The 12,845-nt window shown below is 35.7% G+C and carries 8 protein-coding genes; 6 read left to right on the forward strand and 2 right to left on the reverse strand.

What is annotated here, in order from left to right:
- Window positions 1-239: 239 nt before the first annotated feature.
- On the reverse strand, window positions 240-1,268 hold the full coding sequence (locus BY457_RS12745) for a GNAT family N-acetyltransferase (protein ID WP_106153714.1): 1,029 nt from the start codon (window positions 1,266-1,268) through the stop codon (window positions 240-242).
- Between the two features lie 206 nt (window positions 1,269-1,474).
- Complete coding sequence (locus BY457_RS12750) at window positions 1,475-2,767, reverse strand: phenylacetate--CoA ligase family protein (RefSeq protein ID WP_106153715.1); 1,293 nt, start codon at window positions 2,765-2,767, stop codon at window positions 1,475-1,477.
- Window positions 2,768-3,353: 586 nt separating this feature from the next.
- Between BY457_RS12750 and BY457_RS12755 the strand changes: the two genes are divergently transcribed.
- The 6 genes from BY457_RS12755 (at window position 3,354) to BY457_RS12780 (ending at window position 12,816) form a co-directional block, all read left to right on the forward strand.
- A complete protein-coding gene (locus tag BY457_RS12755; RefSeq protein ID WP_106153716.1) occupies window positions 3,354-5,150 on the forward strand; it encodes a T9SS type A sorting domain-containing protein in 1,797 nt (598 codons plus the stop codon).
- Window positions 5,151-5,746: 596 nt separating this feature from the next.
- Window positions 5,747-7,489: a T9SS type A sorting domain-containing protein gene (locus tag BY457_RS12760; protein WP_181256475.1), complete on the forward strand. Its 1,743-nt coding sequence runs from the start codon at window positions 5,747-5,749 to the stop codon at window positions 7,487-7,489.
- 168 nt (window positions 7,490-7,657) lie between these two features.
- A complete protein-coding gene (locus BY457_RS12765) occupies window positions 7,658-9,118 on the forward strand; it encodes a lipopolysaccharide biosynthesis protein (protein WP_106153718.1) in 1,461 nt (486 codons plus the stop codon).
- Between the two features lie 129 nt (window positions 9,119-9,247).
- Window positions 9,248-10,180: a glucosamine inositolphosphorylceramide transferase family protein gene (locus BY457_RS12770; RefSeq protein ID WP_146130981.1), complete on the forward strand. Its 933-nt coding sequence runs from the start codon at window positions 9,248-9,250 to the stop codon at window positions 10,178-10,180.
- A 27-nt stretch (window positions 10,181-10,207) separates the two neighbouring features.
- Window positions 10,208-11,320 carry a glycosyltransferase family 4 protein gene (locus BY457_RS12775; RefSeq protein ID WP_106153720.1) on the forward strand — a complete coding sequence of 371 codons (1,113 nt, stop codon included), beginning with the start codon at window positions 10,208-10,210 and terminating at the stop codon, window positions 11,318-11,320.
- A 107-nt stretch (window positions 11,321-11,427) separates the two neighbouring features.
- Window positions 11,428-12,816 (forward strand): asparagine synthase-related protein, encoded by a 1,389-nt coding sequence (locus BY457_RS12780; RefSeq protein ID WP_258176722.1) that lies wholly within the window; start codon window positions 11,428-11,430, stop codon window positions 12,814-12,816.
- The last annotated feature ends 29 nt before the right edge of the window (window positions 12,817-12,845 follow it).

Genomic DNA, 12,845 nt, shown 5'->3' on the forward strand with positions numbered 1-12,845 from the left:
GAAACGAGCATGGCAATGACTGCCTCAAAAGAATATGTATAAGTTCTTGCATGTGCATGCGAGTTCCATCCGACCTTGAAAATTAATTTTATACGGATGAAACGAGCATGGCAATGATTGGCACAAGAGAATATGTATAAGTTCTTTCATGCGAGTTCCATCCGACCTTAATTAATAAATTTTATACGGATGAATAAAGAGGGTAAGTTTTCAATTTTGTCGAAAACTTACCCTTTTTTCTATATCATCTTTTTTAGAAAGTGTGTCAGTTTGTTGTCTGGCAGGGTGCGACCAATGTTTAAAAGAGGATTTAAAGCTTTTTGAGGATATTGAATAAAGTTTGTTGTAGCCCCGTAGGTTACGTATACTTTCGCTCCCAGGCGGGTTTTATATAGAGCCAATCCGTCACCATCTTTTTCCTGAGGCCTTCCTCCCAGATTGTAACTGGTGAATCCTTTCTTTTTGTATTCATCAATTACTTTAATATTCAAAAGTGTTGACAATCCTTTTTTGTATCCAAAATTGTCAGTAGCTTTTAAAAGCATATATGCCTGATTGTTATACTCGAGGGTCATTTCAATGGAATGGATGACTTCCCCGGTCTGGATGGTGAAAATTTTTGCAATACCCCTGTTGATAAGCTTTTCTAATGACTTTCGGGACATGTGTTTTAAGTAGAACGGATTATAGTTCGTTCGTGACTTTTTTAGTCTTTCATTTTTTACATTGCTGAGCAATTCCATCAATCGGGGAACTAAGTCTGGATTAGTTGCCTCATGGAACGTAGTGTTAACTTTGGCTGCCTTTTTTAGGTGACGTTTTAGCTGGTGATGAAGGTCTTCTTCTGAGTGTTCCCTTAGCATGATTTTATACTCAAACCGGCTTGTGGTCCAATAAGCTGAATGTCCCGGGTTTGCCAGAAAAGAGGGATAATCATAGGAAGACATAATCACACGGTCGATGTAATGGTCTGAAGCGTATTTGTACAGGGCATCCAATAACTCTCTGGGGGAGGTGGAAGATTCTCGTTTTTTGGCGAAACCTGCATAAAAAAAGAGCTGGTTTTTACCAAGGCTATGATTGCTTTCCCGTATTCCGGATATCTTCGCTTCAGTCTCTCCTTCAGAATTGGTGAAGTCGAGATAAAGCGGCTCCAGCGTGTCGTTTGAAACTGAGTTTATCCATGCCGGATTCAAAAAAACATTACTGTTAAACTCCTCAAGATTCTTTATCCATTCAGACTCCGTCTTTCTAAAAGCAATCAGCATAAATATCTTATTATTTCTTTTTTTATTAACGGTAAATTACTCGATATTGTTCTGAAAAACCATACTTTACAGAAGGATTAAAACAATCAACCGTGCGATTTCCATTTGGCTTAAAAAAAGGAAATTATCTCCGGACAATCGTTTGATCATCAGGCTTCACATAAAATAAGTTTGAAAAAGGGACAGTGAAGTTCTATTTTGAGCTCTTACTCACATGAGATAAAGCGCTGTCGTTTTGTTCTTCCATCACCGGGAATATCAGAAACTCGTTGGATATCTATGTTAATCTCTTCTTTTGCATGTCTGGTAATGGTCTTTTTCAGACTTTCTTTTTGAATTTCCGAAAGTGGATGACCTGAAATTAACTTCATTGCTATGGAAAAGTCATCTTTTTGGATAGCCTGGAACTGATAAATGAGATTTGGGAATTTTTTGTTAAATTCTTCCATGACAAAATGAAACAAGGTATCACCCGGCATTTTTCTTCCTGAGGGAAGTTTCAGCATTGCTTCTTTTCTTCCTTGTAACTGTGTGATGTAACGTTTGCCATTAATGGTTTTAAGAGCAGCCAAATCGCCTACCTCATATTTGACAAAAGGTGTTCCCTGTTGGAAAAGTTGAGTGCAAACCACCCGGCCAATTTCTCCGTCTTTCACCGGGAATCCTTCGTTATCTACTATTTCAACATGAAGCGTCTCTTCAGAAACTTTCCATTTTCCTGTTTCTCCAAAACCGATGATACCAAACTCCGATGTGCCATATTCGTTATATACTTTGACACCAAAGCTTTTTTCCATAAGATCCTGCTCTTCGTTGGTGCACATTTCAGAAGTGATGATACAACTATCTAAAGAAGGAACAATGTCACTGAGTAATATCCCTCTGGCGTTCAAATGCTTTGCGAAAACGATCAGGGGAAAGGCATAACCATATAAATAACTGAATTTACGGCTCTTCATTCTCTTAATCCATTCATCCAGGTTCTCTCCTGAAAGATTGATTACCTGAAAACGCTCTCTTCCTGCCAGTAAGTCCTTCATGTTTTCCTTTAGTTTGTCGGGAAGAGTGGAGGAGCTGCCATAAAATCTTGCTTGAAATCCGCTCAATGAAGCATCTGCTTGTCGGTAAACATGTTCAATAAAAGCCCAGGTTAGGGCGTGGGTAAGATAATCCGAGAAAAATGTGAATGGAATACCTGTGGAACCACTCGTGGATTGTCTGTAATATCTTTTATTCCTAACCTTATCGGGTTTTAATGAAATATGGGCATTAAAAAAATCTATTTTCCGAAGTATTGGAATCTCTTCCCATTTTGATGGTCTTTTGCCGACAAAATTTCGGTAGGCGTCATTGTTGTCATAGTGAAATTTAAATGCTTCCCATTTCTTTTGAGTGTGCCAACTGTGAAAATTAGTTCCATCCGGAATGGACTGTAGTATTTGGGATGCTTTCTTTATTGGAAACCCCAGTATTTTTAATGTAGTGAACAGGTTTGTCATTCGTTCTCTATTGACACAAATACAGCTCTAGGAAAACATTACAAGATAGGAATCTTCAGGCAATTTTGGGAGAATGTAAAGCGCTCTTTGACGTGGCTCTGAAAATACCTGATAAAGGACCTTGAATGTTTTGATAAACTGATTAGATCTTAGTGTTTATGGGGGGAAAGCGGGATTTTACGTGGTAATTTATTTAGTTTATAGAATGCTTTCATTGGTGAACGTATAGATGCGTTTGATGTAAAAAGAGTGGATATTGCAGGTTGCTTGTTGTAATTTACAACCATTCCGGATTTAGCACTCCGGAAATATTTTTTTTTAAATCAGTGCCGGTTTGGTGTGGGACTGAGGAGGCGAAGCTGTATCATAAACTACCATTTTTGCTGAGCTACAGTGAAAAAAATTAATTGTTTAAAAATGTAAAAAAGACTATTGTTTTTGTTAATTTTTTTGACGAGTGTAACAATTTTGTTGATTAACTCGTTATTGCCTGTGATAAAAGTATTTATTCACAGGGCCATTCTTTGAATTATTTCAGGTTTTAAAAGGCTTGAACTGAAATTCGGGAGTGAAAAAATTAACAAAAATGAAATTAAAGAGAAGTTGGATTGTTGTAGTTGTATTAATAGGGTTGATTCAAAGTGTTGGTGGAAAAGTTTTCCACGTTACAACTGATGGGACATTTGATGGTTCAGGAAGCATTGATTCACCAAGGAGTTTACAAAGGGCTTTTGAGGATCATATGAATTATGTGGATGCAGGACCGGGAGATACAGTATTTATTCATGGAGGGGACTATTATGGTTCCTTTACCAGTTGGTTGAGAGGGGAGCCTAATAATCCTGTTGTTGTTATGCCGTATAATAATGAAATTGTTAGAATTATTGGTACAGGAGTAGAAAATAATACACTATCAATTCAAGGGGCTCATGCTGTTTTCAGAGACTTGATTGTTACTCAGTCAGAACGAAATCGTTATACCGGAAGCGGTGAGGTAAATGCCGAAGGAGGTGTATCTATTGGAGGAGAAGGTGTTAAGTTGATAAATTCTATTATTTATGATATTTATGGTGTCGGAACAGGTGGTTCATCCAACGCTATTAATGCTGAGATAAATGGATGTATTATTTTTAATGCCGGTTATAAAGATCCGTATCGAGGTGTAGGGCATGGCATGTATTTATCCAATAATACCGGAGAGAAAGTTGTTAGAAAAAATATTGTTTTTAATACTTACGGACACGGAATTCAGTTTTATACAGAAGGTGCCCAGGAACTTAATGGTAGTTTATTTGAAGATAATATTATTTTTAATGCAGGTATTGCGACCAATGAGGATGGCATTGGAGAAATGAGAAATTATATGATGGGGGGTAATGTACCTACTCGGGACTTGAAAATGATCAATAATTATTCTTATCAGCCTCCCGGAAGTATTGGTAATGGTATGGTTATGGGGTATAATACGGATAGTGAATCTTGTGTTATAGAGGGGAATTATATTGCCAGAGGAAAGCGAGTTTTCAGTATTCAAAGGTTTAGTGAAGCAATAATACGTAATAACGTAATTATCGGAGAAGAAGATCAAGCTTTAACGTCATTGCTTTATCCAGATGAATTTCCTGTTAATGAATATGATTGGAACCAAAATAAGTATTTTGGGGATACTCAGGTTTTCTTTAATGAAAACAGCAATGATAATTTGACTTTTTCAGAATGGAAGAATCAATTTGGTTATGATACTAATAGTAGTTACCAGTCGGTTCGAGATTTGGAGAATCATGTCAAAGTAATTGCTAATGATTATGAATCGGGAAGAGCACATATTGTAGCCTATAACTGGAAAAACCTGGATTATATTTCAGTAGATTTGAGTGATATTCTTCCTGTAAACGAGGGATACCGTATTTATGATGTTGAAAATATTTTTGAGCCTATACTGCAGGGAACATATAAGGGAGGTTCTATTCAAATACCGATGCATCTCACCGAGATTATTCAACCTTCAGGAGATAATATTGACTTTTCAACGCCGCACACCGGCAAAGAATTTGGAGTTTTTCTGGTGAAAAGTGCAAAATCTGTTTCTTCTTCACCACTTCCGACAAATATTTCAGAAACAAATCATGAAGAGGAGGTAAAGGTGTATCCTAACCCTGTTCAGGATTTTTTAACCATCAGTTTCAATGCAACATCTTCAGAGAATGCAATGTTGTCTGTTTTCGACATGCAAGGGAGAAAAGTTTTTAATAAAGAATTGTCTGTATATATTGGAAATAACAACCTGGAGTTTGATCTTGTCCAATTAAAAAGTGGCTTTTATGTTGGCTTATTGGAACAAGGTTCTTCAAGACATACGTTTAAAATTAGGAAAATTAATTAAGTAATAGAGTAAATTTCATGTTGAACAATCATTTAAAATTTTCCGATTGAGGATTAAAAATGATTGTTCAACTGTTTTTTTTGATCTGAATTTAGCCTGCTTTATTCATGAATTATCGTTGTGAGATGTTCAAATATCAAGAAATACAATCAACCGCAGATAAAATGGATGCAGGAAATAATGGATTATTTTCAAATCCATTTTATTGAGGACGGTTGGATTTTGCAGATAGTTGGACATCGGAATAGATTATTTGTGAATAATGCAGGTTAAGATGATGATTCCTGAATTGTTTTATTATTCACTTTATTTATATATAGGGAATTCTTCTTTTGGACGTTGCTTAGTTGTCCATTTTTAAAATACATATATTGAGATGTCAGGTGATGGACATACTCAATATTTCTTTCAAACAATTATTTCTGTTTTTCTGAATTTTTTTTGGTGGAAATTGATAGTCAAAGTATTCTATGGTTTTTATCGCAATTCGGTGAAATTAATATATCCGGTTAATTGAATATTGTGTCGTTAATTAATCTTTAAGATTTATGTGTTTGTTAAAGAGGTTTTCCCTGTTTCTCTTTTTTTTATTTTTAATGTCTGGAATTATTCATTCTAAGACGTTTCATGTCTCTGTTAACGGAACATTTGATGGGAGCGGAAGTAGTCTTGCTCCCAGGAGTTTACAACGTGCATTAGAGGTGCATATGAATTATGTGGATGCCGGTCCGGGAGATACAGTATTAATTCATCAGGGAGATTATTATGGGTCTTTTTCCAGTTGGATTCACGGTGAAAAAGATAACCCTGTGGTAGTTATGCCTTTCGAAAATGATGTGGTAAGAATTATCGGAACAGGAGCGGAAAATAGTACACTTTCGATTAATGGACGTTATGCAATATTTCGGGATTTAATTATTACCCAATCTGAAAGGAATCGGGATACAGGCAGAGGTGAGGTTAATGCCGAAGCAGGAGTTTCTCTTGGGGCTGAAGGTGTTAAATTGGTTAACTGCATCATCCATGATATTTATGGTGTAGGAGTTGGTGGCTCATCAAATGCAGTTAACGCAGAAATTAATGGTTGTATTATTTTTAATATTGGATATAAGTCTCCTGAAAGGGGTATTGGTCATGGAATGTATTTATCCAATAATACCGGAGAAAAAGAAGTTGTAAATAATATTGTTTTTAATACCTATGGACACGGAATTCAATTCTATACGGAAGGAGCACAACAATTGAATCCTTGTCTTTTTGAAAACAATATCATTTTTAACGCAGGAATTCTGGCAAGTGAGAGCGGAGTCGGAGAAATGCGAAACTATATGATGGGAGGTAATGTTCCAACCAAAGGCCTTAAAATGATAAAAAATTATTCCTATCAACCACCCAATAGTGTTGGAAATGGAATGGTTCTTGGCTATAATGTGGATAGTGAATCCTGTGTGGTGAATGATAATTATATCGCTGGAGGGAAAAGAGTTTTTAGTATTCAACGTTTTTCTAATGTTGTAATTAAAAATAATACGATTGTTTCGAAGCACAGACAAGCTTTGGTATCCTTGCTGTTTCCGGACGATTCAGCAGTTGAACGATACGAATGGGATTTTAACCATTATTTTGGTAATGAACAGGTATTTTATGATGAAAACAGCAACCAGATCCTGAGCTTTTCGGATTGGACACGCCGGTTTCCTTATGATATGAATAGTAGATATTCTGACTTTTCGGAACTGAATAATCATACTGCGGTTATTCCCAATGTTTATGAAAGGGGGAAGGCACATATTGTTGTTTTTAACTGGAAGCAACAGAAGTCTGTAAATATTGACTTAAGCGGACTATTGCAACTCAATGAAGAGTTTAAGCTATATGATGTCGAGAATTTGACAGAGCCAATTCTGAAAGGAACATTTACCGGTGAACCATTTTCAATACCGATGGACATATCCACAGTGATTCAACCATCAGGTAATATATCCTATTCTACACCACATACAGGGATAGAGTTTGGATGTTTTTTTGTTGTTTCTGATAATAAGAAGTATAAGGTTCAAAGAAATGAAGTAGGAAAGGGATTGACAATCTTAAGTGCATACCCTAATCCTACAAGAGATTTTTTTATTATTGAATATCAGGTTGAAAAGGAAGGGGCAGTTGTGGCAACTGTTTTTGATGCCGAAGGAATTAAGGTATTTACAAAAGAAGAGGAAGTTAGTTTTGTCGGGAAAAAGAAATTTTTACTGAACTTCTTTGGATTTAATGAGGGGGCCTACATTATAAATCTTCATAACGGTCAATCTTCAGATAGTTGTAAAGTTGTAGTTGAGCCATAGTGATAACTTGGCTATAAGGTGTTCTATTACAATTAATTGAGACGGTAATTATTTACCACAGGATCGATAAATACTTATTCCTCTTTTCAGATCGGTTACAATTTTCTTAAATTATTTTTTCATCATTATTAAATCTTTCGAGACTTAAAAACTTAAAGCTATTGTTTTGTGGGACTAAGAGAAAAGGGAAGAATTGCAATCAAGTGGAACCTGGTTGAAAAATTTTTAAAAAGAGGAGTGACTTTCATTATATCCATTTTCTTGGCACGGTTGCTGGAGCCCTCCGATTTTGGTCTATTGGCTATGATTTCTGTATTTACTGCTTTTGCTGCTGTTTTTTATGATTTTGGATTGGGGCAGGCATTAATTCAAAAAAAAGAAGTGAGCGATGTTCAATTTAGTACCGTGTTTTTTTTGAATGTTGTTCTGGGAATAGTTGTTTATTTATTAATGTGGTTTGTGGCACCCTTTATTGCTTCTTTTTATGAGAATCCAATACTTATTCAAATAATTCGGGTATCCACTTTAACGTTTATTTTTGGGTCAACTACAATAGTTAGTACCGCTTTGTTGACAAAAACATTGAATTATAAGGTTTTTGCAAAATCCATGTTTATTTCATCGGTATTAGGAGGAACTACCGGAGTGGTGCTTGCTTTCTTAGGATATGGAGTCTGGAGTCTGGTTTTCTACAGTCTCATTTCGTCTCTGGTTAATATGTTCATTCTGTGGTTTGCCACACCTTGGCGTCCTATTTGGGCATTTGATTTTAAGTCGATTAAAGAGATTTGGCGCAAGGGATTGGGATTTATGAATTTGGGTATTATTAATAATGTGGTGAGCCGGATTGATAATCTTTTTATAGGAAAGGTTTTTAATGCCAATATGTTGGGCCTTTTTAATAGAGCAAAGACTTTTTGGGAGTTGCCACAGGATACTTTCTTGCTACCGGTTACCCGTCCCATGTTTCCCGTTTTTGCTCAGATTCAGGATGAGCCAGGAAAAATTAAAGAGTCTTTTTTTCAAATGTTTTATCTTCTTAATTTTTCGATGTTTTTGGTTTTTGGGATTATGTATTTGTCTGCCGAAAATATTATTGTTATCCTATATTCCGATAAATGGATAGAAAGTGTTCCATTTCTAAAAGTTATGTTGTTACTCCTACCGATACTTCCGTTTAGCACACTTATAACTTCTCTTTTAAAAGGTGTGGGAAAAATCCGATTGTTGACATTGATTACCGTTCTTGATCGTTTTAGTATTCTGCTTGCCCTTTTCTTTGGGATCAGATATGGGTTATTGGAGTATCTGTATGCCTTGGTGAGTTTAAAATTTTTGGTTTTTGTGTTAAGAGTCGTTATTGTTCATCGATTGTTTCAGTTTGGGTGGTTGAAAACTGTTTTGCCTATATTTAAACCCGGCCTGTTATTTCTTATTCCACTGATGGTTGTAAAATTTGTTAGTATCTCAAATATTTATCTTGAAGTTGTTTTTAATACTTTGGTTTTTCTGCTTGTTTTTATTTTCTTAAGCTATCTTTTAAAAATTGAAGGAGTTCTTGAACTGAAAGCTGAAGTTAGACCTATTCTTAAAAAACTTCATCGGAAGGGGAATTTTCGAAAGCGTTAGATTTTAGGGGCGATAATAAATGTTTCAGGATATCTGATTTTTATTCTTAATCAATTAATTGTGTTTTTGACTGTGGTACTTTTATTTACGGTGATATTGGTAATTGTGATATTTCATATTCGGTATCCCATGTTTTTTTTTCATGTAGGCCCTCAGATGTGGTCGGTTGCCGTCGGTAAGATCGAAGGTGACTTCACTTCTCTTCATCCTCAGGTTGCTATTAGCTATGAAGATGCTCAGAAAATGAGCGGTGTTGATTACATTGCGGATCCTTTTTTAATGAAAAATAATGGTGTTTATTTTTTGTTTGTTGAAGCTGCAATTAAAAACTTTGGTCGTATAGATGTTTTTTCTTCTCCGGACTTACAAGCCTGGAATTTTGAAGGAATTGCATTGGAAAAAGGTTTTCACTTATCCTATCCTTTTGTTTTTCGTCACAAAGATAGACTTTACATGATTCCGGAGGCTGAGAAGTCTCATGCGGTGACGTTATATGAAGCAGAAGATTTTCCTTTAGCATGGAAAAAAAAGAGGCAGTTACTTGAAGGTCGATACTTTGATGCGACTTTGCTTGAGTGGAATGGCAATGTTTATCTTTTTGCCATTGACCGTTCTTATCGGTTACGCTGCTTTTTTTCTGCCGAGTTAACCCAAGGAGAGTTTACTGAGCATCCGTGTTCTCCACTTGGAATTGGAGATAAGATGCGGCCTGCTGGTAGGCCTTTAATATACAATGATTCGATTTTGTTTCCTGTTCAAAGTCAGAAAAAAGGGTATGGTTCTGAGGTATATTCTTTAATTATTAAATTTCTATCGCCCTCAAGAATAAAATATAAGAAAGGAAAAGCTCTTCTTAAACCTTTTAAGGATGAGCATTTTTTTAGTCATGGTGTCCATCACTTAGATATGTGTCGGGATGGATCTCTACTAGTTTTTGCTATGGATGGTAGGGTAGGAACCCGAATTAGATATTTCAGGGGCAATTGGAAAAAGTCTTTCAATAATAATTTTAATGATTTGAGAAGTGCTTTTCGGATTTTTAGAAATAACTATCTGAGGTAGTTTGCAAAGGCAAAATTTTTGCATCAGATGAACAATAGAGATTCTAAAATTAAAATATTGTTTACAATACCTAATTTTGACACTGCAGGTAGTGGAAAACACATGATTGACCTGATTAAAGAATTGGATCATAATGTTTTTTCTCCGGCAATATGTTGTGAGCATACCAGAGGTAGTTTCTTTGAGGTCATTAAACAGTTGGGCTATCCTGTTTTTATTAGAAGAACGGCTCCAAGAAGAGAAAACTATTTGGAAGGGCTAAAAATAATGTTTCAGAATATCAGGTTTTTTTCTCAGAATGAATTTGATTTGATTCATTCTTTTGATTGGAAAAGTGATTGGTTTGAGGCACTTTCAGCTAGATTTGCTAGGATTCCGTGGCTTTATACCAAAAAAAGTATGACCTGGAATAAGCATTGGACCGTCAGAAATCAATTGGCTTCGTTTACTTTTATATTAAATCCTGAGATGCTTTCTAACTTCCCTCTTTCCATGAAACATACAAAATGTGTCGGTCTTGGTCCTAATGTGAGCGAAATAGAAAAGAAGAAAGAACTTCTAAATAAAAATGACTTGAAGAAGCATTATGGAGTTTCAGGCAAGTTTGTTTTTATGACGATTGCGAATCTCGTGCCGGTTAAGAATATTGAACTGTTGATTAATGCTTTTTATAGAATAAATAGAAAGGAAAAGTATCACTTGTTTGTTGTTGGAGATGATTCGAGTCAATATGCCAATTCAATAAGGTCTTTAATAATAACACTAGGACTTGAGAATCATGTTTCATTGACAGGGAAAACAATGGAAGTGGAAAGATATCTTGGAATTGCCGATTTATATATTCAGCCAAGTTTATCAGAAGCTTCAGGTGTTGCTTGTATGGAAGCTTGTGCATTTGGAATTCCTGCAATAGGTTCTGATGTGCCAGGATTAAGGTTTGTTTTGGGAGATGAAAAATTGTTGTTCAATCCATTTTCCGAGGAATCTTTGTTTAAATTGATGGATTTAATGGCAAATAAGCAAAAGTTTGAATTGCAGGAAATTGGTACTGCTTTGCATCAACGAATGTTAAACTTTTTTCATTTACCTGTTGTCGCAAAGGAACATGAAGCAGTATATAAAGAAATTTTGAAAGTCTGAAACACCAGGTTTAGATGTGGGAAAATCAATTATGCGTATATACGAATATTGAATTAATTAAAAATCTTTATTAAAACTTCAATTAATTGTTTTAAAATTATTAATGAGTGATAAATAATCCAGTTATTCCGGTTGAGCCAGTCTATTATAAGGTTCCAGGTACTCATGAATTGGATCTTGAAGCAATTACCGCTTTTGCGGCTATCGGATTCTTTTTGGGAAGGGATACTTATTGGAAAGACATAAAGGTCTTACCTCCGGCTACCTCCTATAGTATTAATAGTGACCAGCAGGTAGTTCCCGGAGAAGCTTATTTTAAGTGGTTTTATGCCCCCAGAGACATTTCTTTTAATGAGACGATAGAAGAATTTACTTTTCTTTTTGAAAAGATTACAAATGAACAAACAAGTGGTAAGCGTATTATTTTGCCTTTGTCCGGGGGGCTTGATAGTCGCTCTCAGGCAGCAGCATTAGCCTCCTTGAGACACCCGAATGTTGCTTCCTATAGTTATAAATTTTCAAATAGTTTTGATGAAACTGGGTATGGAAGAAAGATTGCGAACCAATGTGGTTTTTCTTTCAAAGACCTAAAGATCCCGATAGGTTACTTATGGTCCCGAATAGAAGAATTGGCTGAGATTAATGATTGTTTCTCCGAATTTACCCACCCTCGCCAGATGGGAGTGATTGATGAGATTGGAGAATTAGGAGACCTGTTTTTTCTTGGACATTGGGGCGATGTCTTGTTTGATGATATGAAACTCCGTGATTCAGCAACCGAAACAGAGCAATTGATTCACTTAAAGAAGAAGATAGTAAAAAAAGGAGGTCGGGAACTAGCTGATTCCCTGTGGCGTGTGTGGGGTTTAGATGGTGATTTTGAAGAATATTTGGATGCCAGATTGCTAGATTTGCTGCGGACAATTGATATAAAGAATGCTAATGCAAAAATCAGAGCATTTAAGTCATTGTTTTGGGCTCCCCGCTGGACATCAGTGAATTTGGGTGTGTTTTCAAGTAGAAGGCCTGTTGCATTACCTTATTATGATAAACGAATGTGTGATTTTATTTGCCGTGTTCCGGAAAAATATCTGGCAGGGAGGCAAATTCAAATTGAGTACATTAAAAGAGCCTCCCCTGAATTGGCTGCAATTCCTTGGCAAACTTATGATCCTGCAAATTTATTCACTTACCAGGAATTTCACCACATAAAATATTTGCCAAAGAGAATAATAAGAAAGGGGAAAAGAATCTTAAATGAAAAGTTGAGAGGAAAGCATTTGGTTCAAAGAAACTGGGAGAATCAGTTTCTTGGAAAGGAAAATAAAAAAAGTCTTGACAGATGGTTGCTAAAGAATAAAACTTATTCGGATTTTATTCCTGTCTCTGTCACCAATGATTTTCTTGATCGTTTTAAAAATGGGGAAAGCCTCTATTTCTCTCATCCTGTCAGTATGTTGCTTACTTTGAGTTTGTTCTCTAAAAGACATCTTTAAACTCTGGTTTAACTTATTTTGTTTCGGTT

The sequence above is a fragment of the Marinilabilia salmonicolor genome, from assembly GCF_003003035.1.
In the GTDB taxonomy this organism is placed as follows: Bacteria; Bacteroidota; Bacteroidia; order Bacteroidales; family Marinilabiliaceae; genus Marinilabilia; species Marinilabilia salmonicolor_A.